Raw genomic sequence first — 23,099 nt, 5'->3', positions numbered from 1 at the left:
AAAATGCCCCGGCGCCTTGGCGCCGGGGCATTTCTCAATTTAACGAAAGGCGCCTCAAGCGGCCTTCATTTCCTTGAAGTTCTTTTCGACGGCTTCCTTGACCGGAGCGGTCACGTCGGAGCTCAGCTTGGTTGCGAACTCCTGCATGTCCTTGGTCTGGGTGCTCAGAGCGTCGAACTGCTGACGGGTAAAGGTCGACTGCAGTTCGATGACTTCAGCGAGCGACTTGGCAGCCATCAGGTCCTTCATGAAGGAAAAGGTGGCGTCGGCGTTCGATTTAGCCGCATCGACAGCCTTGTGGTTGAATTCGACAATGCCCTGACGGGACGTTTCGAAGGTGTCTTCCATCAGGTCGGTTGCGTCTTCAGCAGCCGTCTTCACCTTGGCATAGGCGTCGCGGGCCTGTTCGATACTCTTCTCGGACGCTTCGCGAAAAGCTGCCGGAATTTCCATTTTCGGCATCGCGAAAGCCTCGAAGTTCGGGAAAGCGAAGTCCGGACCAGACTTGGTCGTCTTGGTCGAACGGGTCTTCGGAGCAGCCTTTGCTGCTGTCGTTGTGTCAGTCATGATCTCATCTCCTAAATGTTCGGATGCGATCATCTACAATCTCGTGTTGCCCGCCGAACGTGTCGTGGCGAGCTCATGTCGTCATCCGCATCCTCAAGATAGGGTATCTCTTGTTGCATTGCAACATATATTGCACTGCACAATTTATTTTTTAGCGGAATTCCGCCGAATTTTCTATCTGGCAAGCGCTCAAGGAGTTGAAATAGCGGCTGAATTTTCCGCGCGCTCTTTTCAGAAAAAAATTTCCGCCCTTAAAACGCAAACGCGCCGGTCGAACCGGCGCATCTGTTCATTCATCGGATCCGCTGAAAACCGGATCGGTATAAAGCGTCAGCTCTTGGCGGACTTGGCCGCATCCTGAGCAGCCTTGGTCGCAGAATCGCTGAGATCGCGGGCCTGCTCGCCGAGCGTTTCCATCTGCTTGCGCAGATAGCCCTGCTGCAGGGACATCATTTCTTCCACGTCCTTTGCCCGAACCATATCCTGGGCGAACTTGAAAGCCGCATCCACCTGCTCTTCGGCAAAGGTGAGCGCCTTGCGGTTTACGTCGGTCGTACCCGTCTGCATCGCGCTGGCGGAATCCTCCACCTTGGAGACCGCCTGTTGGGTGACGTTCATGAAGTCATCGAAAGCCTTGCGCGCCTGATCGACGCTCTTTTCGGCGAAATCACGCATCTGCTCGGGAATTTCAAAACCACTCTTACCTGCCGCCATGGATCTGGTCCTCAAAACTCGTGCCCTTGCGAAACGTCCCCCGCCGGAGCGGGCGCATCGCAATTTTTGGTAGCACGGCGCGGCGGCGACGGCAAATCCGACAATGTCAATTAACTACGCCTTCACTCGGGTGCCTTATGACCGGCACTTGGCGTGGACGCCCCCGGCCTTTAGCGGTATTAACGGGGAGTTTACCACTTGTAAGGTGCGGGAGCTCCTGACCGCCCGCAGACGTCTCTCGAACTCGCGTGGAGTTGAGCCTTGGACAACCAGCTGCAGACCTTCATAGAGCTCAGCACGCTTCCTGCACTTTCGGAACTGACGGGGGATGCGCGCGCGGCATGGGTCTGGTCGGCCGACGGGGGACGGATCCTGTGGGCGAATGCGGCCGGGGCATCTTTCTTTTCCGTGCGTGACGTCGCCGGACTTTCGAGGCTGAGCGGTCTGGCGCGCTCCCCCGCGCGCCCGCACATCGCGCGCATAGCCACCTCCGGCGACACGGAACGCATGAGCATCGACCGGCTCCGGTTCTACCGGGGCCTGCGGGTCCTGCTTCTGACCTGCCAGTGCCAGCGGCTGGTCCTGCCGGACGGACATGACACCGCCCTGATCGTTTGCGGCGACAAGGGGCTGGCGTTGACCGAACCGCCCTTCCCGGCGTTCCTGAACCTGATGGCGGGAACAGACCGGAGCGCCTTTCTGATCGAAGCGGACGGCAGCGTCGGCGCCCGGAGCGGCGATCTGACCGGTGCGCCGGAATTGGCCAAGCTTGAAGGCTCCGAGACCGTCCGCTTTGCGCCTGTGCGCCTGGATGACGGCTATCACGATGGCGCCGTCTTCCGCCTCGATCCGTCGCGCACGCTCGCGCTTGTCGAAAACGGTATCCTGGAAGACATGCCGCCCGCCGTTGCAGCGGTGTCCGAAGAACCGGCCGTCAGCGAAACACACGCGGAGGTTCCCGCTCCGGAAGCCCAAGACGCGACTGCTGACCAAACCGAAGACAGTTCCAAAGACCGAAACCTCTGGGTGCGGGCCCAGGACGTGCTGGAGGACGAGCCAGACGAAATCGACGGCGAAGAAGACGGCGACGGCGAAACAGCCGTAGAAATGAACGCCGAAGCTTCGGCGGAGTATTTAAAGGAAGCAGCACCCGCTCCGGAAGCGCCGGTGGCAAAAGAAGCCGCACCGGTAGCGAGGGAAGACAACAGTTTTCATTTCGTCGCCCGGCGCAGGCCGGTCCGTTTTGCCTGGCAGATGGATATCGACCAGCGGGTCACCTTCATTTCCGATGAATTCGCCGAAACGATGGGACCGGCGGCTGCCGATATCGTCGGCCGGACCTGGGCGGAAATCTCCGACAGTTTTGGCATCGACCAGAACGGCAAGATCGCAAAAGCGCTCGACCGTCGTGACACCTGGAGCGGCAAGACCGTCAACTGGCCGGTCTCCGGCGCGGCCCTGAGGGTCCCCGTCGACATGGCCGCCCTGCCGGCCTTCAACCGAAACCGCGCCTTCGAAGGCTATCGCGGTTTCGGCGTCTGCCGGAGTGCGGACGTCATCGAGGATCCGGACGGTCCGGTGCTGCCCGCTTCCCTTCCGGTTGCCGATGCGTTGCCGGAAACCTTGGCGGCCAATGCGGAAGCTCCGCTCCATGACGTAGCCGGGAGCAACGCGCCGGAAGCTGAAGCGGCGGAAGCGGAAGCGCCGGAAGTTGAAGCGGTCGAAGTTGACGTCCCTGAAGCTGAAGCTCCGGAAATCGGAACCGAGGCGACCGAAGCTGAAATTCCGGCTGCGGCCGAATCCGCCACAGAACCGGTGTCCTCGGAAGACGAGCCGGCCGCCGAGGCTGAAGAGCCCGCGGAAGAGGAGACAACCACGGTTCAACTGGCGGAAGAAACCGAGGCTGTCGCAGCACCGGCTGCGCAGCCCGACGCCTTTTCCGGCGAGAACTCTCTCGGCTCCAGTGTCGCCGCCATTGTCGGAGGACTGACGCCGAAGGCGGATGAGACGCAGCCGGAAGCGACGGAAACGGAAGAACCGGACGCCGCAATCGTCCAGGACAACGAAGACGCACCTGAAGACGAAACAGCCCTTGAGGCTGAAGGTGAGGCAACCGCCGACAGGGCTGAGACCGCCCCGGCGCAAGTCGCCACGGAAGAGAGCCCGGCGGACCCCGAAGCGACCGTTTCGGAGGAAACCGTTCCGGACTACAAATGGGAGGAAACGCCCTCCGAACCCGCAGCCGACGGCGAACCGCTGGGTATTTCCGGCCCGTCCCCACTGAAGCCGGCTGAAATCGAAACCGCGGTCAAGACCCTTGCCAAGTCCTACGACCAGAAGCGCAAGCAGATGTCCGACGTCAGCCGTTTCGCCATCGAGGATGAAACCCCGCCCCTGGAACCGGAACCGACCGCTACCGTGGACGAAGAGCCGGCCGAACCGATATCTGAAAGTTCTGCAGACCTCGGTGAGGATCAGACCGGAGAGCTTGCTAACCGGACCGGAGAGGCAGAGGCGGAGACCGTGGCCGACGATGAACGCCAGTTCTTCGATGAAACCGCGGCCTTCAAGGAGGTCGAACTCGATCTGGGCCTGGAAGAGGAAAAACCCGTAAAGGACAAGGGGACGTCCGCACAGCTGACCCTGGTCACCGGCGACGGACCGCCGAAGGAAACGTCAGGCCCTGCGGCTCCGCCCGCTCCGGTCGCCGAGGACGACGCCAAAGTGGTTCGCCTTACCGGACGCAGCCGGCCCCGTCTCGTGCCCGTCGACACCTCGCGCCTGTCCAAACCGGAACGGGAGGCTTTCCGCAAGATCGCGGAGGCCCTGGGGGCGCGGCTCGAAGGCGACTTCGAGGAGGACGGCCCGAACGAAGAGGCGGAGGCGCTGGAAACGGCGGCGGGACTGAACGTGGACCGATCGGCCGGTCCGATCCACCCGCGCCTGCTTGACCGCCTGCCGATCGGCATTGCGATTGCGAGCGACCGCGAGGTGCTTTACGCCAACGACACGCTTCTCGATCTACTCGGCTACCCGGATCTGGCCGCGCTTGGCGAGGCCGGCGGACTGGAAGCCGTCTTCGCCGACCATACGGAAGACAACCTGCCCGACGCGGAAGGCATGGACGGCGTTGTCGACGGAATGCTGAAGGTCCGGCTGGCCGGCGGCGGGTCCCGGGCCGTCGACGCGCGCATGCATTCCGTTCCCTGGAACGGCGGACGCGGCCTGATGATTTCCATTACCGAGCGCCCGGCAAAACCGGCAGCGCCGATGGCGGTTCCCGCACTGGTTCCGGAGGAACCGACACCGGAACTGCAGAAGGCGCAGGCTCTGATCTCCGAAATGGATGCCATTCTGGAGACGGCGACCGACGGGGTCCTCGTCATCGATGCCCATGGCACGATCACGAAAGCGAACCGATCCGCGGAGGCGCTGTTCAGTGCGAGCCGGACCGACATCGTAGGCGCTCCACTTACCGACTATCTGGCCCCGGAAAGCCATCGCGCGGCCCTGGACTATCTGGACGGGCTGGCCCGCAACGGCGTGGCAAGCATTCTCAATGACGGCCGCGAGGTTCTGGGACGGGTCTCCGGCGGTGGGCTGATCCCGCTGTTCATGACCATCGGACGGATCACGTCCGGTAACGGCGATGCCAAGTTCTGCGCGGTGCTGCGCGACATCACTCACTGGAAAAAGGCCGAGGAGGAACTCACCGAGGCCAAGCGCCAGGCGGAAAACGCCAGCTCGCAGAAATCCGATTTCCTGGCGAAGATCAGCCACGAGATCCGCACCCCGCTGAATGCCATTATCGGCTTTTCCGAAGTCATGATGGAGGAACGCTTCGGCGCGATCGGCAACGACCGCTACAAGGAATACCTGAAGGACATCCGCACGTCGGGCTCGCATATCATGAGCCTGATCAACGACCTTCTCGACCTGTCGAAGATCGAGGCCGGCAAGCTGGATCTCAGGTTCTCCGCGGTATCGGCCAATGACGTCATCAACGAATGCGTCGCGCTGATGCAGCCGCAGGCGAACCGGGAGCGGGTGATCATCCGCGCGAGCCTGCCGGACTCCGTGCCGAGCGTGGTCGCCGATCCGAGGTCCATGCGCCAGATCGTGCTCAACCTCCTGTCCAACGCCATCAAGTTCAACAAGTCGGGCGGCCAGGTCATCGTCTCCACCGCGCTGGAGGACACCGGCGAGGTTTACCTGCGCGTGCGCGATACGGGAACGGGCATGTCGGCGAAAGATCTGGCAGCGGCCCTTGAACCGTTCCGCCAGGTTCACACCGCGCGTCACGGCGGCGGCACCGGCCTGGGCCTGCCGCTGACGAAAGCGCTGGTGGAAGCCAACCGGGCAAGCTTCCATATCGATTCCACCCCCGGTCAGGGCACCCTGGTGGAAATCTCCTTCCCGTCCCAGCGCGTTCTGGCCGAATAGGAGAAGCGCATGTCACCGCTTATCCAGGTCGATACCGACATCTGGATTGCGGAGGGGGAGATCGTCTCGTTCCACGGGCTTCCCTATCCGACCCGGAGCGTCATCGCCCGCCTGCCGGACGGTGATTTGTGGATCTGGTCGCCGATCCGGCTGACGGAGGAACTGCGCGCTGCCGTGTCCGCGCTCGGCGCGCCGCGCCATCTCGTCAGCCCGAACAAGATCCACCACATTTATCTGCAGGACTGGGCCGCGGAATGGCCGGATGCGCTGCTTTGGGGCCCGAAAACGACCATCGACAAACGGCGGGATCTCAAGTTCCAGCCGGCGCTTGTAGTGGACGTTCCCGAGAGCTGGCAGGGCGTGATCGAGATGATCCGGTTTTCCGGCTCGTTCTTCATGGATGAACTGGTGTTTTTCCACCGCCCGTCACGAACCGTCATCCTCGCCGACCTTTCGGAGAATTTCAGCGAGACATTCCTGCAGCATCACTGGAAGCCGTGGCAGGTCTGGATCGCCCGGCGCTGGGGCATCACGACGGCCAAAGGCTATGCACCATTGGAATGGCGACTGTCGTTCACCGATCGGGTCAAGGCCCGCGCCGCGCGCGAGCGGATGATCGCCTGGAACCCGGAACGGGTGATCATGGCCCACGGCGAATGGCAAAGGACCGGCGGACAGGCTTTTCTGAAACGGGTGTTCGACTGGATCTGAAACGGTTCCGAGACTTAAACAGGAGTGTCAAACTCCTGTTTTTATTTATAAATCCAGAAAACCGGAGTCTGATACTCCTGTTAGTTTTGAATCATTCTAAACTATTGATTTTAATAGGTTTATTGACTCTCCTCCGACCCCACTCCATAGTCTCGGCGGCCAGAATATCAACGCGCATCCGTTGGGGCTGCGGCTGCGCACGGAATATCCAGCGTTCATCAGAACGAAGGGCGTTCCAACACTTGCAAACCGATCAACTTTGGACACCCGATTGGATGTCCTTTGATCTTGAGAGAAGACAAAGATGAAAAAGAACCTGTGTGCAATTTCGGGTGCGTTCGCCCTTGCCTCTACTTTCTTTTCCGCCGCACCGGCGCTCGCCGACGGCGAAGTCAATATCTATTCCTATCGCCAGCCGTTCCTGATCCAGCCGCTGCTCGACGCCTTCACCGAGGAGACCGGCATCAAGACGAATGTGGTCTTTTCCTCCAAGGGCCTGGGCCAGCGGATCGCCGCGGAAGGGGAAAATTCCCCGGCCGACGTCATGATGACCGTGGACATCGGCCGCCTGGACGGCGCCAGGGCTCTCGGCATCGCCGCGCCGATCGATTCGACGGTCGTGTCGACGAATATCCCCGCCGAGTTCCGCGACCCCGACGGTCTGTGGGTCGGTCTGACCAGCCGCGCGCGCGTGATCTACGCGTCGAAGGACCGGGTCGATCAGACGGAGATCACCTATGAGGAACTGGCCGATCCGAAATGGAAGGGCCGCATCTGCACCCGCTCCGGACAGCACGACTACACGATCGGCCTGATCGCCTCGATGATCGCCCATCACGGCGAAGCGGAAACGGAAAAATGGCTGGAAGCCGTCCGGGACAACCTGGCGCGCAAACCGGCCGGGAACGACCGGGCGCAGGTGAAATCCATTTTTGCCGGCGAATGCGACATCGCGCTCGGCAACACCTATTACATGGGCAAGATGGAAACCAACGACAAGGAACCGGAACAGAAGGAATGGGCGGCCTCCGTGCGGATCATCTTCCCGAATTCGGAAGACCGCGGCAGCCACGTGAACCTTTCCGGCGTGGTGCTGATGAAACATGCGCCGAACAAGGACAACGCCCTGAAGCTGATCGAATTCCTGACCTCGCACGACGCGCAGGAAATCTATGCGGAGACCAACTTCGAATATCCGGTCACGCCAGGTGTCGCCGTCTCCGACCGGGTCAAGGCCTGGGGAACGCTGAAGCCGGACAGCATGCCGCTCAGCGACGTTGCCAAATACCGCAAGGCCGCCAGCGAGATGGTCGACCGCGTCCGCTTCGACGACGGCCCGGCCACCTGACCGTCAGGCTGTAGCAAGCCTCAACCTCTCCATAGTCGCCCCGGCCAAGCGAAAGCGCGAGCCGGGGCCGGGGAGATCCCCTCAGCCCGTCATCCCAGACAAGTGAGGCACGGCCAAACGCTGATCTGGGATCCAGCTGACAGCCCGAGCGAAGCGAGGACCTTCTTCAATATAAAATATGACGCGCTCACGCGCGGCTGATATCTGGCAACTGTGTTTTCACTGGGTGAACGGCACTTCGTCGCGAATGACTGCGTTCGCGGTTGTCAGCAGCTTTCTGGCGACAGCTATTGTTTTGACTTTGAATGGTTTTCCGCGATTTCCAAGCGTGTTTGCGAAGGCCTTGAACCTTGAGTTTGAGCGGGAAGCGGTCACAGCTGCCATGTAAAGGGCATCTCGTACCGGTTTGCGTCCCCCACGGATAGAGCGTTTTCCGCAGAAGCGGCCGCTATCGGCGTTGAATGGAGTAAGCCCCGCAAGGGAGGCGAGTGACTTGGCCGAGAGGGTGCCCAGCTCGGGCAAGAGGGTCATCAAGGTTACAGCGGTCACCGGACCGATGCCTGGAACAGAGCGCAGGAGCTTTTCCTGACGGGCAAGAACTGCACTGTTGTGCAGAAGCGCTCGCACCTTTTCTTCCAGACGCGCGATCTCCCGGTCCAGCCAGGTGATGTGTCTCCTCAAGCTGTCCCGTTCATCAGCGGTTGCCTCACAGAGACGCTGTTTGTCTTTTTGCCGGACGGCGACCAACTGGGCGCGTCGACGATGTACCGCTTCAAGGCGGACACGGTCCGGATCTCTGGGCAAAGCAGCTTTGGGCGCAAGGCTTTGACCAAGACGGGCGAGCATGCGTGCATCAATACAGTCCGTCTTGGCCAGGTGCCCGGTGGCTTTGGCAAAGGCCCGTGCACGAGCCGGATTGACCCTGGCATAGCCAATGCCATGAACCTCCAGAGCCTTGACCAGAACCCGGTCGTAGCGCCCGGTGGCCTCCAGAACGAAGAAGGGCGTACGTCCATTCAACTGACCGAGCCAACGCGTAATCTCAGTGACCGTATTGCTGATCCGAATGCACGTGCCGGTGTCGAACAAATCCAGATGCGCTTTTGAAACGTCGCATCCAATAACGTCAGGGTGTAAAGTCATTGTGCCTATCCCTGTGCTACGAGGTCCGCGCCAACGGCCTCTATCAACTGTTCAGGTTGGGTATGTGGAACGGGCGGGGGCCAAGCCAGCAAGCGGTCTTAAAAGACCAGGATTCCAACGGCCTCCCGCCCGGACACACCTAAGCACAGTTTCAATACACAGGATTCCGGATCTGCACGCAGCTTCGCAGCGCTTGTCCGGAATGACGGGAAATGAAATCGGAGTCATCGCGCCAATCAAGACCGCTCCTTTTGCATTTCTGCGACAGGCCAGCTAACTAGGCTTGAGTAAAAAGAAATACAGATCCATCGGTGCAGCCGGAGACTGACGGCCCTTGACAACATCCCTATCCGAACGCGGCTGGCAATTCGGTGCGATCGCGGTGGCTGCCCTGGTGCTTCTGCCACTGGCCTCCATCGTCTGGATCGCGTTCACGCCGACCAGCGAGGTCTGGGGTCACCTGCTGGAGACCGTTCTGCCGCGCTCGCTGCGGACGACGGTGCTCCTGATGCTCGGGGTGGGACTGACGACAGCGGCAACCGGCATCGGAACGGCCTGGCTGACGACCATGTGCCGCTTTCCCGGCCAGAAGATCATGGACTGGGTTCTGCTGATCCCGCTTGCGGTGCCGACCTACATCATCGCCTTCGCCTATGTGGAGGTGCTCGACTATACCGGGCCGGTCCAGTCGGCCCTTCGCGCCCTGTTCGGGTTCAAGACGTCCCGGGACTACTGGTTTCCCGAAATCCGGTCCCTCGGCGGCGCCATCTTCGTCATGGGGTCCGTGCTCTATCCTTATGTCTATCTGACCACGCGGGCGAGCTTCCTCATCCAGTCCGCCTCGATCCTGGACGTGTCGCGCACCCTCGGCGCCTCCCCTTTCCGGTTGTTTTTTCGCATCGCCCTGCCGCTCGCCCGTCCGGCGGCGGCCGTCGGCGTCTCGCTCGCGTTGATGGAATGCCTCAACGATATCGGCGCGGTGACCTTCTTCGGCGTCAAGACCCTGACCTTTTCCGTCTATGACACCTGGCTCAACCGATCGAGCCTTGGCGGCGCGGCCCAGCTAGCGCTCGCCATGCTGGTCATGGTGTTCGCGCTCCTGTGGGTGGAACGGTTCGGCCGGCGGAAGCAGCGCTTCGACCAGGGCGGCAGCAAGCACCGCCAGCCCGCCCGCTTCGACCTGACCGGATGGCGGGCGGCAGGCGCGTTCCTGCTCTGTTTTTTGCCGGTTCTGGCCGGCTTCGTCATTCCCGGGTTGCTGCTGGCGGACCGGGCGAGCCGGCGGCTGGAGGATCTCTTCGGCGAGACCTTCCTGAGCGCCATGTGGAACAGCCTCAGCCTTGCATCCATCGCATCGGTAGTGACGGTCATCGTCAGTGTCGCGCTCGCCTATGCCCTGCGGCTGAAGGCCGTCCCCGTGCTGCGTTTCGGTGTGCGGCTGGCCGCCATCGGCTACGCCATTCCGGGCACCGTGCTGGCGGTCGGCATTCTGGTGCCGCTGGCAGCGCTCGACAATTTTGTCGACGGACAGATGAAGGCCCTGTTCGGCTTCGGCACCGGTCTTTTGTTACTCGGCAGCGGAGCCGGGCTGATCTATGCCTACATGGTCCGCTTTCTGGCTGTCTCATATGGCCAGGTCGAGGGCGGGTTCGGCAAGATCTCGCCCCATCTCGACATGGCCGCCAGAACGCTGGGACGGACCGCGACCAAAACGCTGACCCAGATCCATCTGCCGATCATCCGCCCCGTGCTGCTGTCGGCGCTGCTTCTGACCTTCGTCGATTGCATGAAGGAACTGCCGGCGACGATCCTGCTTAGACCCTTCAACTTCGAAACACTGGCAACCACGGTGTTCGAGGCCGCTTCACGAGAAGCCTTCGAGGACGCGGCCCTGCCATCGCTCGCCATCGTGCTGGTCGGCCTGCTGCCGGTGGTCTATCTGGCGCGCACAAGCGCATCGTCCTTCAGAACCAGGATTTCCCGGCGCGAACGCGCCGTGACCGCCTGACCGGCCAGCCCGCTTCCGGGACAGCAGCGTTATTGACAAGCGGCGGCGTCCGTTCCTCTATCGGGGCGGCCCCAGGAACGAACCGGTGAATGGAATGGAAAAAAAGCATCAAATCAATCTCTGGTACGCGTTCGCCGCGCTCATGGCGCTGTTCCTGTTCCAGAGCTGGTGGGAAGCCTACAAGACGATCGAACCGATCCCCTACAGCCAGTTCGAGCAGTATCTGAAAGACGGCAAGATCGACGAGATCGCGGTCAAGGAAAACACCATCGAGGGCAAGTTCCGCGAGCCGGTCAACAACAAGGACTACTTCACCACCACCCGGGTGGATCTGCCGCTTGCCGAGCAGCTGACGAAATACAACGTCAAGTTCACCGGTGTGATCCAGTCCACATTCGTGCGCGACCTCTTGTCGTGGATCGTACCCATGCTGCTCCTGTTCGGCCTGTGGGCGTTCTTCATCCGCCGCATCGCCGAAAAGCAGGGGCTCGGCGGCATGATGACCGTCGGCAAATCCAAGGCCAAGGTCTATGTGGAACGCGGCATCGAGACCACGTTCGACGATGTGGCCGGCGTCGACGAGGCCAAGCGCGAGCTGCAGGAAGTGGTCGACTTCCTGCGCGATCCGAAGGCCTATGGCCGGCTGGGCGCGCGGGTGCCGAAGGGCATCCTGCTGGTCGGCCCTCCGGGAACCGGCAAGACGCTGCTGGCAAGGGCGGTTGCCGGTGAGGCCAATGTGGCGTTCTTCTCCATTTCCGGCTCCGAGTTCGTGGAAATGTTCGTCGGTGTCGGTGCGGCCCGCGTCCGCGACCTGTTCGAGCAGGCGCGCAAGGCGGCCCCCGCGATCATCTTCATCGACGAGCTCGACGCGCTCGGCCGCGCCCGCGGGTCCAACCCGATGATGGCGAACGACGAGAAGGAGCAGACGCTGAACCAGTTGCTGACCGAGCTTGACGGCTTCGATCCGTCGGTCGGCACGATCCTGCTGGCCGCCACCAACCGCCCCGAAATCCTCGACCCGGCCCTGTTGCGCGCCGGCCGTTTCGACCGGCAGGTGCTGGTCGACCGTCCGGACAAGAAGGGGCGTCGGGCGATCCTTAATGTCCATATCCAGAAGATCAAGGTGGATCCGTCGGCCGATCTCGATCAGGTGGCGCAGCTGACGGCGGGCTTCACAGGCGCGGATATTGCCACGCTGATCAACGAGGCCGCGCTTCTGGCAACCCGCAGAAACGCGAATTCGGTGACGCTCGCCGATTTCACCGAAGCCATCGAGCGGGTCATTGCCGGGCTCGAAAAGAGGAGCCGGGTCCTGTCGGCTCAGGAACGCAAGACGGTCGCCTATCACGAGATGGGTCATGCGCTGGTTGCGGCCAACCTGGAAGGCGTCGATACGGTACACAAGGTGTCCATCATTCCGCGCGGCATCGGCGCTCTCGGCTACACGATCCAGAGGCCGACCGAAGACCGGTTCCTGTTGTCGACCATGGACCTGGAAAACCGGATGACCGTGCTGATGGGCGGCCGGGCAGCGGAAAAGATCATTTTCAAGCAGATCTCGACCGGCGCCTCCGACGACCTGCAAAAGGCGACCGAAATCGCCCGCGAGATGGTCGCCCGCTACGGCATGGACGCCAAGCTGGGCAACCGGATCTACGCCCAGCAGCGCCAGCAGTTCATGGGACAGCCGGTGGCTGACATGGTCGATGTTTCCCAGGAAACCATGCGCGAGGTCGATCTCGCCATCCGCGAGCGAGTCGAGGCCGCCTTCGAGAACGCGATCAAGATCCTGAAAGGCCATCATGAGGATCTGGAGAAAGGCGCCCAGCTCCTTCTCGAACACGAGACCATCACGAGCGAGGACTTCCCGCCGATCAGCCCGATGTCGAAACGGCAGGCCGGCGAGACGGAAGCGGCGCAGTAGGCCGCGCCCTCTCCATCGTCATCCTGGCCAAGCGAAGCGCGAGCCGGGACCGGGGGGACTGTCGTGGGAAATCGGATCAGAACCGGACAATCTGGGGCTCGCCGGTCCCGGATCTCCGCTGACGCTTCGTCCGGGATTGTTTGTTTTGAGCGATGTTATGATGGGATTGGTCTCCCGGAGCGGAATTCCGGGAGACCAGTGACAGGCGACCGTGCCGGGATCGGGCTTTCGCCCGTAGTCATCAAGGTTCCCTGTCGCTTCCTTTTCCCGCTTGGAGAGTTGATTGGGCCTCTGGCCTGAACCACGCCCGCAAACAATCCGAAGCATGCAGAGGATACCATCGTCATGGCGGTTTTGCAGCAAGCTCCTGTGCGTGTTGTTGGCTTCGATGTTGCCAAGGACACGATCACCGTGTTCGACAGTGCAGCCGGCAAGGTGAACACGGTCGACAACAACCGAAGCTCCTTGCGTAAACTGATTGCCCGCCTCGAGCCCGACAGCCTGGCGGTCTGTGAGCCGACCGGAGGTCACGAGGCCCGGCTTATCGACGAGCTGACGGCTGCCGGCATTGCCTGTCACCGGGCCGATACATTGAAAGTCAAAGCCTTTTCGCGCTCCTACGGCACGCTTGCCAAGACCGATGCCATCGATGCCAGGGCGCTGGCGCGCTACGGCCAGGAGCGGTGGGCATCGCTGCCCCTGTTCGCTCCCGTCCAGGCCGAGCAGAAAAGACTGACCGCCTTGGTGGCCAGGCGTCAGGATCTCATCGACCTCAAGGTGGCGGAGACCAACCGTCTCAAAGCCCCGGGCGAGGACGTGATCCAGGCCTCCTGCAGGGTCTTGTTGCGAAGCCTTGCCCGAGCTCTGGAACGTATCGATCAAGAGATCGACGCACTGATCGACTGCTGTCAGTTCCTCAAGCGGAGAGTCCAAATCTGTCTATCTTTGCCCGGTGTCGGGCCGCGCACGGCCGTGGCCCTGGCCGCAACCATGCCGGAGTTGGGAACCCTCACCCGCAGGCAGGCCGCCTCCCTGGCCGGTGTGGCCCCGCACCCAAGAGACAGCGGAACGCTCAAAGGCTACAGGAAAATGCGCGGCGGGCGGGCGAATGTCCGAACCGCCCTGTTCATGGCAGCCCTGGCCACTAGCCGCGCTAAGGGACCTTTACGCCAGTTCTATCAACGCCTTGTCGAAAACGGTAAGAAACCGATCGTCGCAATATCCGCCGTCATGCGAAACATCATCGTCATCCTAAATGCAAAACTCAGAGACGGACTCGCAAAACAGAGTTGATGACGCCCGAGAGGTTTGGGTGATCCGCATATCTCGTTTTTATCTGAGCGACAAAGTCGAGGATTTGAGCGGACGTCTTGTAAAAAAAAGCCCGCCGAAGCCGGCGGGCCTTTCATTTTCAGCGAAGCACTAAAGCTCAGACGATGGTCGCTTCCGTCTTGGACTTGACCTCTTCCACGGTCACGTCCGGAGCCAGTTCGACGATCGACAGGCCGTGAGGGGTGATGTCGAAGACGCCGAGGTTGGTGATGATCCGGTCGACGCAATGCACGCCGGTGAGCGGCAGGGTGCATTCCTTCAGGAGCTTCGGATCGCCGGCCTTGGAGGTGTGATCCATGATCACCACCACGCGCTTGACGCCGGCCACCAGGTCCATGGCGCCGCCCATGCCCTTGACCATCTTGCCCGGGATCATCCAGTTGGCCAGGTCGCCTTTTTCGGAGACTTCCATGGCGCCCAGGATGGACAGGTTGATGTGACCGCCGCGGACCATGGCGAAGCTGTCGGCGGACGAGAAGAAGCTCGTCTGCGGCAGTTCGGTGATCGTCTGCTTGCCGGCGTTGATCAGGTCGGCGTCGATTTCGTCCTCGGTCGGGAACGGGCCCATGCCGAGCATGCCGTTTTCCGACTGCAGCGTCACATGGACGCCTTCGGGAATGTAGTTGGATACCAGCGTCGGGATACCGATCCCGAGGTTGACATAAAAGCCATCCTGCAGCTCCTGCGCAGCCCGCTTGGCCATTTCGTCACGTGTCCAGGCCATTGTCGTTTCTCCTCAACTCGTTCAGGCTTCGCGCGTGGTGCGCTTTTCGATGCGCTTCTCGTGTGTGCCGACAATGATGCGGTCCACGAAGATACCCGGCGTGTGAATGTGATCCGGATCGAGGCTGCCGGTTTCCACCAGCTGCTCGACTTCGACCACGGTCACCTTGCCTGCGGTTGCCATCATCGGATTGAAGTTGCGGGCGGTCTTGCGGTAGACGAGATTGCCTTCCGCATCGGCCTTCCAGGCCTTCACGAGCGCGACATCGGCGACCAGACCGGTCTCCATGATGTAGGTCTCGCCGTTGAAGTCCTTGTGCTCCTTGCCTTCGGCAATGAGCGTGCCGACACCGGTCTTGGTGTAGAAGCCCGGGATCCCGGCGCCGCCGGCGCGGATGCGCTCGGCAAGGGTGCCCTGCGGGTTGAATTCCAGTTCCAGCTCGCCGTTCAGATACTGTTTCTCAAAGGTGGCGTTCTCGCCAACATAGGAGGAAACCATTTTCTTGATCTGGCGGGTCTGGAGCAGCAGCCCGAGACCGAAATCGTCGACACCGGCATTGTTCGAAATGGCGGTGATGTCCTTTGCGCCTGAATCCCGCAGCGCGGTGATCAGGTTCTCCGGAATGCCGCACAGACCGAAACCGCCAGCCATGATGGTCATCCCATCAAACGCCAGTCCTTCCAGCGCAGCGGCTGCGTCCGGATATATCTTGTTCATACCAATCTCCCAGAAGACTCCATGGCAGGATTCCGGCAATTGACCGCAGGCGGCGCCCGCCGTCAAGGCCTCCTTCGCGGTTGCGAAAGGCGCCGGCCCAAAAATTCAGGCTCTGCCGGGATTTACCAATTCACCTTTTTAGACTCTCGAAGAGCCGGATTGGCGGCAATGCAGCATTTTCAGGCCGCTGCGTTATGGTATGTAATGTCTTAACGTGCGGAATGTTGCATAGACCCGAAGGCCCCGAGAGCTTGCTGTGATCCAGTTCCTGTCGACCATTTTCAAGATCGCACTGGCTTCACTGATCGTCGGCGCCATTCTGACCTTTTTCAATATTTCCGCCGAAACCATCCTGAACACCGTCGGCCTCAGCCCGATGCAGCTCTGGATCTACCTGCAGCTTTTCATCGACTGGGCCATTCCCAACATCGTGCTCGGCGCCTTCATCGTGGTGCCGGTCTGGCTCTTGATCTATGTCGTCCGCCCGCCGCGGGCATAGAACCTGCTTCTAATCCGCGCCGAAGGCGGCCCGCTCGTCCTGCTCGCGCTGGATCTGCTGGCGTTTGCTCGCGATCGATGCGGCGATGACGCCAAGGGTCACCAGACTGACCAGGATCGTGCACACCGCGTTGATTTCCGGCGTCACGCCAAGGCGGACCTGGGAATAGATCTTCATCGGCAGCGTGGTCGCGCCCGGCCCCGTCGTAAAGCTCGCCACCACCAAATCGTCGAGCGACAGGGTGAAGGCCAGCATCCAGCCGGCGATCACGCCGGGCAGGATGATCGGCAGGGTGATCAGGAAGAATGTCTTTGCCGGCGGGCAGCCCAGGTCCTCGGCTGCCTCCTCGATGCTCTTGTCGAAGCCGACGAGGCGCGACTGGACCACGACCGCCACATAGCACATGGCAAAGGTCGTATGAGCCAGCATGACCGTCCAGAACCCGCGGGACTGGTCCATGGCGACGAACAGGAGCAGCAGCGACAGGCCGAGGATCACGTCCGGCATCACCAGCGGCGCAAAGATCATTCCCGAAAACAGGGACCGGCCGGTGAACCGGCCCGAACGGACCAGGACCAGGGCCGCCATAGTGCCGAGAACGGTGGCCAGCGAGGCCGAGAGGAACGCCACCTTGAGGGTCACCCAGGCGGCCGACAGCAACTGATCGTTCTTCAGGAGCTCGCCATACCACTTGGTGGAGAACCCGCCCCAAACGGTCACCAGACGGGACACGTTGAACGAGAAGATCACCAACAGCACGATCGGCAGATAGAGGAACGAAAAGCCGAGGGCGATGGAGGTGACGTTGAACCAGGTCGGGCCGTTTCTCATGCGTCCTTCTCCCCCAATTTCTGCTGCTGGTTCTGGAACAGAACGATCGGGATCACCAGAAGCAGGAGCAGGATCACCGCGACCGCCGACGACACCGGCCAGTCGCGGTTGGCAAAGAACTCCACCCACAGGGTCTTGCCGATCATCAGCGTGTTGGATCCGCCTAGGAGATCCGGGATCACGAATTCGCCGACCGCGGGAATGAACACCAGGAAACAGCCCGCGATGACACCGGGCAGCGACAGCGGCAGGGTGATCTTCCAGAAGGCCTTCCAGGCCGGGCAGCCGAGATCCTCGGCCGCCTCCAGGAGGCTCTCGTCCAGCTTTTCCAGGTTCGCATAAAGCGGCAGCACCAGGAACGGCAGGTACGAGTAGACGATGCCGATATAGACCGCGATGTTGGTGTTCAGGATGACGAGCGGCTCATCGATGACGCCGAGCCAAAGCAGAAGCTGGTTGAGCAGCCCTTCGTTCTTCAGAATGCCGATCCAGGCATAGACCCGGATCAGGAAGCTGGTCCAGAACGGCAGGATCACCAGCATCAGCAGCGTCGGCCGCCACGCCTTGGGGCAACGGGCCATGCCATAGGCGATCGGATACCCCACCAGGAGCGTCAACAGGGTCGAGATGCCCGCGATGGTCACGCTGGAAAGATAGGACTTCCAGTAAAGCGCGTCCTCGGTCAGCCAGATGTAATTCTCGAAGGAAAGCTGGGACAGACCGTCCCAAAAATCCCGCCACCCGGCCGCGATGTCGAAGGTCGGCAGGTAAGGCGGGATCGCGATCGCCACTTCCGACAGGGAGATCTTGAAGACGATGAAGAACGGCGCCAGGAAAAACACCAGCAGCCAGGCGTAAGGGACGGCGATCAGCAGCCTGCCGCTGATGGAGCGCTTCGGTTTGGCGGATGTGTCGATGCTCATGGTCGCGCCCTCCCCCCGTTTTGCGAAGCCATCATTATCCCGTCATTCCAGACCGTGTGGCGCGCAAGCGCCATCGCGAGATCCGGGATCCAGCTGACAGAGCGAGCGCAAGGGAGCACCGCTTTCAAACTGAGATCCGGCGCGCTAAAGCGCGGCTGATATCTGGATACCAGATCGGTACGCGGCTTCGCTGCGCTTGTCTGGAATGACGAAGTCGATTCGGCCAAGCCCTGCATCCTGAGATCCCTCCGGCCCGTCACGATGTCAGGATCACGCCGGCGTCGCCATCCCAGGACAGGACCACCTTTTCGTCCCAGGAAATCGGGCGTTCGACGAGCCGTGTGACATTGGCGACCGTGGACCGCAGCGTGTGGTCCGTGCCCACCTTGCTGTGGAAGATGGAAACGTCGCCCAGATAGGCGATATCCCAGACGACGGCGCCGGTGGCGTTGACCTTGTTCAGCGGCTCCTCGCCGAGAGCGATCCGGATCTTTTCCGGGCGGATCGCGTACCAGACAGTGTCACCGACGTTCACGTCGACCGACTGGCTGGTCTCGATCCGGAAATCCTCCGCGATCGCCTGGAGTTTCGTCCCCGCGTCGGAGGTCTCCATGACCTTCGCCTCGATCAGGTTCACATCGCCTATGAAGTCGGCCACGAAGCGGGAATTGGGGGTTTCGTAGATTTCGGAGGGCGTGGCGACCTGAATGATCTCACCGGCTTCCATGACCGCGATGCGGTCCGCCACCGTCATGGCCTCTTCCTGGTCGTGGGTGACGATCATGAAGGTCATCTTCAGGCTTTCCTGAAGGGCCGTCAGCTCGAACTGTGTTTCCTCGCGCAGCTTCTTGTCGAGCGCGCCGAGCGGTTCGTCGAGCAGCAGCACCTTCGGCTTCTTGGCAAGAGACCGGGCGAGCGCCACGCGCTGGCGCTGGCCGCCGGAAAGCTGATGCGGCTTGCGCTTGGCGAAGGGCTGCAGCTTGGTCAGCCGCAGCATTTCCTGGACCCGCTCCTCGATATCCGCCTTCGCCATCTTGTCCTGCTTCAGGCCGAAGGCGATATTCGCCTCCACGCTCATGTGCGGGAACAGGGCATAGGACTGGAACATCATGTTGGTCGGCCGCCGGAACGGCGGCACGCCGGCAAGGTCCTGACCTTCCAGGAGGATCTGGCCTTCCGTGGGCGTCTCAAAACCGCCGAGCATGCGCATCAGGGTGGTCTTGCCGCAGCCCGATCCGCCGAGCAGAGCAAAGAACTCGCGCTCGTAGACCTTCAGACTCAGATTGTTGACGGCGGTAAAATCACCGAACCGCTTGGTGACATTCCGGAACTCGATGAACGGCACCGCATTGGCGTCATTCCACGGCGCGAACACGCGACGCACCGGACCGATCGGTTTCTTGGCCAAAATCCTGCCCCCGATTTTATCCCCGAAAAAGACAGGGCCTGCAAAATGCAGGCCCTGTCCGGATGCGTGTTACTGACCGCTTTTGACCGACGTCCAGACGCGGGTCACGATGCGGTTCACCTTCGGCGGATAGGCGGTCACGGTGTAAAGGTTCTTCACCGTCTCCTCGCTCGGGTAGATCGCCGGATCGCCGATCACGTCTTCGTTCAGGAACTCCTGGGAGGCCTTGTTGCCGTTGGCGTAGTAGACATAATTCGATGCCTTGGCCATGACTTCCGGACGCATGATGTAGTTCAGGAACTCAAGCGCTTCCGCCTTGTGAGGCGCATCGGCGGGGATCGCCATCTGGTCGAACCACATCAGCGCGCCTTCCTTCGGGATCGAATATTCCACGGTCACGCCGTTGTCGGCTTCCGCCGCACGGTCACGCGCCTGCAGAACGTCCCCGGACCAGCCAATGGCGAGGCAGATGTCGCCGTTGGCAAGGGCGTTGATGTATTCCGACGAATGGAATTTCTGGATGTAGGGACGAACGCTTTTCAGGAGTTCACCGGCCTTTTCGATGTCCGCCGGGTCCTTGCTGTCCGGGTCCATGCCGAGATAGTTCAGTGCAGCCGGGATCAATTCGGTCGGAGCATCCAGCATGAAGACACCGCAGTCCTTCAGCTTCTCCATGTTTTTCGGATCGAAGACGATTGCCATGCTGTCGACCGGCGCATCGTCGCCGAGGGCGGCCTTCACCTTGTCGACATTATAGCCGATACCGGTGGTGCCCCACATGTAGTTGATGGAGTAATCGTTGCCCGGATCGTATTTCTGGACCCGCTCCTCGATTTCCTTCCACATGTTCTTCAGGTTGGGCAGCTTGGACTTGTCGAGCTTCTCGAACACGCCGGCCTTGATCTGGCGCGACAGGAAGGACCCGGTCGGGACCACGACGTCATAGCCCGTGCCGCCGGCGAGCAGCTTGGTTTCCAGGATCTCGTTGCTGTCGAAGACGTCGTAGACGACCTTGATGCCGGTCTCCTTGGTAAAGTCCTCAAGGATCGACTCGTCGATATAGTCCGACCAGTTATAGACGTTGACGACGCGGTCCTGCGCCATGGCCGAGCCGGCAAGAAGGCTCAGCAGGGCGGCGCCCGACAGGATGGTCTTGATCATGATTTCAACTCCACTCCAGAATGTAACACTCTCAGCCGTTTTCCCGGCCTTCTCTGTTGCTTGTCCGACGTCCCTTCCGGCGCTCACGTTCCAACGTTTACACCGTCCGAGAGTCAGGATGTTGTTTGTCCGGTGATCCCACCGCAACCCGCAAATCGGCAAACACCGGGATCAGTTCCCTAAATCCCACTATCCGCAGACATGCCGTTTTTTGTCCAGAGGCATATTTGCTCACAGATATGTCTGGCGCTCCAGCGGCGAAATTTCGCGGCCGAATTCGTTCAGTTCTTCCCTTTTGATTTCCGTCAGCACCTTGTGCATTTCCGGCCCGACCGCTTCCTTCATGCGCTCGGACGCCTCGAAGGCATCGATGGCCTCGTCCATCCAGGGCGTCAGGCGTTTGTGCTTCTTCTCGTAGGCATTGCCCATGACCGGCGGCGGCGGCGCGATCTCGGCCTTGAGCCCCTCCAGCATGCCCGCCAGAATTCCGGTCAGCACCAGATAGGGGTTGGCATCGGCACCGGCGATGCGGTGCTCCACCCGCGCCGCTTCCGGGCTGCTGGCGGGAACCCGAAGGGCGACGGAGCGGTTGTCATAGCCCCAACAGATCGACGTCGGCGCATAGGAACCGGGCTGCATCCGGCGAAAGCCGTTGAAGGTCGAGGTGAACAGAAGCAGGGCTTCCGGCATGGTCTCGAGCAACCCGTTGATGGCATATCCCAGCCGGTCCGCGCCCTTTTCAGGGCATGCGAAAAGGTTTCCGTCCTTGTTTTCCATGGAGACATGAACATGCATGCCGTTGCCCGGCCATTCCACGAACGGCTTGGCCATGAAGGAGGCCTTCAATTCGTGCTTGCGTGCGACCCCGGCCACCAGCCTGCGCAGCAGCACCGCATCGTCGGCTGCGAGAAGCGGGTCCCGGCGGTGATGCAGATTGAGTTCGAACTGTCCCGGAGCGGCTTCGGACACCGCCGCATCGGCGGGAATGCCCTGCAGATCGGCCGCCCGTCGCAGGTCGTCGACCACCGGCAGCAGCGCTTCGAGATCCGACAGGGCGTACATGTTCTGACGGGCCGGACCGCGGTGGGTGGAAAACAGCGGCTTCGGCTGTTCGGTCCAGTCGCCGTCGCTTTCCTCAAACAGATAGAATTCCAGCTCGTAGGCGCAGGTCGCCGTGACACCGAAATCGGCCAGCTTGTCGACCATGCGCTTGAGCACATGGCGGGGGTCGGCGAGAAACGGTTCGCCGTCCCGGTCGTACATGGACAGGAGAACCTGTGCCGTCTTGCGCTCCGCCCAGGGCACCAGCTTCAGGGTTTCGGGGATCGGCCAGCAGACCCCGTCCTTGTCGCCGGTCTCCAGATGCATGCCGGTCGATTCCACCTCCCGGCCCCAGACGTCGAGTCCATAAAGGGAAAACGGAAAGGCGACGCCGTCATCGAAAACTTTCCGGACCGCCGCACCGGGCAGCCATTTGCCGCGCAGAACTCCATTCGTGTCCGGAAGAACGACTTCCACGGTGTCCAGGTCCGGATGCTCGTCAAGGAACTCATGGACACCGGCTTTCCAGCCGGGTTCCGCCGGGTGCTCCAGCACTTGGTGGGGCATTTCTACCATTCAGGCACGCGTATCCTTTTCAGCCGGCCATTTGCGCTTTACCTAAAAATGTGATCACTTTCACGAAAGCCTGTCAAGACCGCCATCTTGGGGCGGCTGTGCAATTTCGCGCCAGGGCGTGACGAAAAAGAGGACAACCGCATTGGGCCAGGAGGTCAGAACAAACCTTCCGACAGGCAATTCCGCTCCCCGCTCAGGGCGGGGCGCCACCCGCGATCAGGTCGACCATGCTGTCCGGACGGCGTTGCTGACGGGACGGTTCATCCCGGGCAAGGCCGTGACCTTGCGCGGTCTTGCCCAGGAGCTGGGCGTCAGCCCAATGCCCGTGCGCGAGGTCCTGCAAAGACTGGCTGCCGAGAACGCTCTGATCGTGCGCCCCAACGGCCGGGTCCAGGTACCGGAGATGACCGCGGCCCGGTTCGACGAAATCCTCAAGGCGCGCCTTCTTCTGGAACCCGAACTGGCCGAAATGGCCATGCCCCACCTGACACAACGGGATGCGAAAACGCTGGAGGATATCGATCTGGAAATCGATGCATCGATCGGCACCGGTGATGCGGAAGCCTATATGCGTCTCAACCACCTGTTTCATTTCCGGATCTACGCGTCCTCGCCTTCCGAAATCCTGCTGCCGCTCGCCGAGAGCCTCTGGCTCCAGTTCGCTCCGTTCATGCGCATGGTCTACGGCCGGGTGGGCACGGCCAATCTGATCGACTGGCACAAGGAGGCCACCAAGGCGATACGGGACCGGGATGCTGCCGCTCTGCGCAGGGCAATTGCGAGCGACATCAAGGAGGGAATGGGCATGCTCGGACGGGACGGGTTGACGTCCGAATAGCCTCCTTCTTTCCTCCCCGTGCAATCTTGTCCATTGACTTGTGAAATTTGTGATCACAAAATAATCAGAACGCAGGACAGTCGAACCGGTGCCAAAACCGCGGCCCCGCGGGTAAGCTGATGCCGCCACCGAAGCGGTGACATCCGCTTCAAATTCCTGCGCTGAAACCCTGGAGCCTGATGTGAGCCCTG

18 protein-coding genes are annotated in these 23,099 nt (G+C 61.3%); 8 read left to right on the top strand and 10 right to left on the bottom strand.

Going from position 1 to position 23,099, the window contains the following annotated elements; all coding sequences use genetic code 11:
- Window positions 1–54: 54 nt before the first annotated feature.
- The gene (locus ACN0SO_RS06375; RefSeq protein ID WP_417675707.1) at window positions 55–567 is read right to left on the bottom strand and encodes a phasin; all 513 of its coding nucleotides are present in this window, start codon (window positions 565–567) and stop codon (window positions 55–57) included.
- Window positions 568–897: 330 nt separating this feature from the next.
- Window positions 898–1,281, bottom strand: coding sequence for a phasin (locus tag ACN0SO_RS06370; protein ID WP_417675705.1), 384 nt, complete (start codon window positions 1,279–1,281; stop codon window positions 898–900).
- Between the two features lie 261 nt (window positions 1,282–1,542).
- On the opposite strand from ACN0SO_RS06370, the gene ACN0SO_RS06365 reads away from it, so the two are divergent.
- The 3 genes from ACN0SO_RS06365 to ACN0SO_RS06355 all read left to right on the top strand — a co-directional run bounded on the left by ACN0SO_RS06365 (window position 1,543) and on the right by ACN0SO_RS06355 (window position 7,783).
- The gene (locus ACN0SO_RS06365; RefSeq protein ID WP_417675703.1) at window positions 1,543–5,724 is read left to right on the top strand and encodes an ATP-binding protein; all 4,182 of its coding nucleotides are present in this window, start codon (window positions 1,543–1,545) and stop codon (window positions 5,722–5,724) included.
- Between the two features lie 9 nt (window positions 5,725–5,733).
- Entirely contained in the window at window positions 5,734–6,435 is a 702-nt protein-coding gene (locus tag ACN0SO_RS06360) for a DUF4336 domain-containing protein (protein WP_417675702.1), read from the top strand.
- Window positions 6,436–6,739: 304 nt separating this feature from the next.
- Window positions 6,740–7,783: a Fe(3+) ABC transporter substrate-binding protein gene (locus ACN0SO_RS06355; RefSeq protein ID WP_417675701.1), complete on the top strand. Its 1,044-nt coding sequence runs from the start codon at window positions 6,740–6,742 to the stop codon at window positions 7,781–7,783.
- Between the two features lie 219 nt (window positions 7,784–8,002).
- Here the strand turns inward: ACN0SO_RS06355 and ACN0SO_RS06350 are convergent, their stop codons facing one another.
- Complete coding sequence (locus ACN0SO_RS06350) at window positions 8,003–8,926, bottom strand: IS110 family transposase (RefSeq protein ID WP_417675699.1); 924 nt, start codon at window positions 8,924–8,926, stop codon at window positions 8,003–8,005.
- A gap of 334 nt (window positions 8,927–9,260) precedes the next feature.
- On the opposite strand from ACN0SO_RS06350, the gene ACN0SO_RS06345 reads away from it, so the two are divergent.
- From ACN0SO_RS06345 to ACN0SO_RS06335, 3 genes are all read left to right on the top strand, one after another.
- Window positions 9,261–10,934 (top strand): ABC transporter permease, encoded by a 1,674-nt coding sequence (locus ACN0SO_RS06345; protein WP_417675697.1) that lies wholly within the window; start codon window positions 9,261–9,263, stop codon window positions 10,932–10,934.
- Window positions 10,935–11,028: 94 nt separating this feature from the next.
- Window positions 11,029–12,858, top strand: coding sequence for an ATP-dependent zinc metalloprotease FtsH (gene ftsH / locus ACN0SO_RS06340; RefSeq protein ID WP_417675695.1), 1,830 nt, complete (start codon window positions 11,029–11,031; stop codon window positions 12,856–12,858).
- A gap of 345 nt (window positions 12,859–13,203) precedes the next feature.
- Window positions 13,204–14,151, top strand: a complete 948-nt coding sequence (locus tag ACN0SO_RS06335; protein ID WP_417675693.1) for an IS110 family transposase — start codon at window positions 13,204–13,206, stop codon at window positions 14,149–14,151.
- 136 nt (window positions 14,152–14,287) lie between these two features.
- Here the strand turns inward: ACN0SO_RS06335 and ACN0SO_RS06330 are convergent, their stop codons facing one another.
- Window positions 14,288–14,914: a CoA transferase subunit B gene (locus tag ACN0SO_RS06330; protein WP_417675691.1), complete on the bottom strand. Its 627-nt coding sequence runs from the start codon at window positions 14,912–14,914 to the stop codon at window positions 14,288–14,290.
- Window positions 14,915–14,935: 21 nt separating this feature from the next.
- Window positions 14,936–15,631, bottom strand: a complete 696-nt coding sequence (locus tag ACN0SO_RS06325) for a CoA transferase subunit A (RefSeq protein WP_417675689.1) — start codon at window positions 15,629–15,631, stop codon at window positions 14,936–14,938.
- A gap of 256 nt (window positions 15,632–15,887) precedes the next feature.
- Here ACN0SO_RS06325 and ACN0SO_RS06320 point away from each other — a divergent pair, with 256 nt between their 5' ends.
- Complete coding sequence (locus ACN0SO_RS06320; protein WP_417675687.1) at window positions 15,888–16,130, top strand: DUF6460 domain-containing protein; 243 nt, start codon at window positions 15,888–15,890, stop codon at window positions 16,128–16,130.
- Window positions 16,131–16,139: 9 nt separating this feature from the next.
- Here ACN0SO_RS06320 and ACN0SO_RS06315 read toward each other — a convergent pair whose 3' ends face one another.
- The 5 genes from ACN0SO_RS06315 to ACN0SO_RS06295 all read right to left on the bottom strand — a co-directional run bounded on the left by ACN0SO_RS06315 (window position 16,140) and on the right by ACN0SO_RS06295 (window position 22,061).
- Entirely contained in the window at window positions 16,140–16,961 is an 822-nt protein-coding gene (locus ACN0SO_RS06315) for an ABC transporter permease (protein WP_417675685.1), read from the bottom strand.
- Window positions 16,958–17,884: an ABC transporter permease subunit gene (locus tag ACN0SO_RS06310; RefSeq protein WP_417675683.1), complete on the bottom strand. Its 927-nt coding sequence runs from the start codon at window positions 17,882–17,884 to the stop codon at window positions 16,958–16,960. Before ACN0SO_RS06310 ends, ACN0SO_RS06315 begins: the two co-directional genes overlap by 4 nt.
- Before the next feature lie 256 nt (window positions 17,885–18,140).
- Window positions 18,141–19,292: an ABC transporter ATP-binding protein gene (locus ACN0SO_RS06305; protein WP_417675681.1), complete on the bottom strand. Its 1,152-nt coding sequence runs from the start codon at window positions 19,290–19,292 to the stop codon at window positions 18,141–18,143.
- Between the two features lie 69 nt (window positions 19,293–19,361).
- Window positions 19,362–20,453 (bottom strand): polyamine ABC transporter substrate-binding protein, encoded by a 1,092-nt coding sequence (locus ACN0SO_RS06300; RefSeq protein WP_417675679.1) that lies wholly within the window; start codon window positions 20,451–20,453, stop codon window positions 19,362–19,364.
- Between the two features lie 231 nt (window positions 20,454–20,684).
- Window positions 20,685–22,061 carry a glutamine synthetase family protein gene (locus tag ACN0SO_RS06295; RefSeq protein ID WP_417675677.1) on the bottom strand — a complete coding sequence of 459 codons (1,377 nt, stop codon included), beginning with the start codon at window positions 22,059–22,061 and terminating at the stop codon, window positions 20,685–20,687.
- A 151-nt stretch (window positions 22,062–22,212) separates the two neighbouring features.
- Between ACN0SO_RS06295 and ACN0SO_RS06290 the strand changes: the two genes are divergently transcribed.
- Window positions 22,213–22,908 carry a GntR family transcriptional regulator gene (locus ACN0SO_RS06290; RefSeq protein ID WP_417675675.1) on the top strand — a complete coding sequence of 232 codons (696 nt, stop codon included), beginning with the start codon at window positions 22,213–22,215 and terminating at the stop codon, window positions 22,906–22,908.
- Window positions 22,909–23,099 lie beyond the last annotated feature (191 nt).

Origin of the sequence: Roseibium sp., assembly GCF_048260565.1 — a bacterium.
GTDB lineage: Bacteria > Pseudomonadota > Alphaproteobacteria > Rhizobiales > Stappiaceae > Roseibium.
This window is presented reverse-complemented; position numbering and strand designations above follow the sequence as displayed.

Excerpts from the sequence above, each read along its gene's own strand:
- ACN0SO_RS06330 (WP_417675691.1), bottom strand. The coding sequence starts at position 14,914 with ATGGCCTGGACACGTGACGAAATGGCCAAGCGGGCTGCGCAGGAGCTG.
- ACN0SO_RS06370 (WP_417675705.1), bottom strand. The coding sequence starts at position 1,281 with ATGGCGGCAGGTAAGAGTGGTTTTGAAATTCCCGAGCAGATGCGTGAT.
- ACN0SO_RS06300 (WP_417675679.1), bottom strand. The coding sequence starts at position 20,453 with ATGATCAAGACCATCCTGTCGGGCGCCGCCCTGCTGAGCCTTCTTGCC.
- ACN0SO_RS06315 (WP_417675685.1), bottom strand. The coding sequence starts at position 16,961 with ATGAGAAACGGCCCGACCTGGTTCAACGTCACCTCCATCGCCCTCGGC.
- ACN0SO_RS06295 (WP_417675677.1), bottom strand. The coding sequence starts at position 22,061 with ATGCCCCACCAAGTGCTGGAGCACCCGGCGGAACCCGGCTGGAAAGCC.
- ACN0SO_RS06375 (WP_417675707.1), bottom strand. The coding sequence starts at position 567 with ATGACTGACACAACGACAGCAGCAAAGGCTGCTCCGAAGACCCGTTCG.
- ACN0SO_RS06310 (WP_417675683.1), bottom strand. The coding sequence starts at position 17,884 with ATGAGCATCGACACATCCGCCAAACCGAAGCGCTCCATCAGCGGCAGG.
- ACN0SO_RS06350 (WP_417675699.1), bottom strand. The coding sequence starts at position 8,926 with ATGACTTTACACCCTGACGTTATTGGATGCGACGTTTCAAAAGCGCAT.
- ACN0SO_RS06335 (WP_417675693.1), top strand. The coding sequence starts at position 13,204 with ATGGCGGTTTTGCAGCAAGCTCCTGTGCGTGTTGTTGGCTTCGATGTT.
- ACN0SO_RS06355 (WP_417675701.1), top strand. The coding sequence starts at position 6,740 with ATGAAAAAGAACCTGTGTGCAATTTCGGGTGCGTTCGCCCTTGCCTCT.
- ftsH (WP_417675695.1), top strand. The coding sequence starts at position 11,029 with ATGGAAAAAAAGCATCAAATCAATCTCTGGTACGCGTTCGCCGCGCTC.
- ACN0SO_RS06360 (WP_417675702.1), top strand. The coding sequence starts at position 5,734 with ATGTCACCGCTTATCCAGGTCGATACCGACATCTGGATTGCGGAGGGG.
- ACN0SO_RS06325 (WP_417675689.1), bottom strand. The coding sequence starts at position 15,631 with ATGAACAAGATATATCCGGACGCAGCCGCTGCGCTGGAAGGACTGGCG.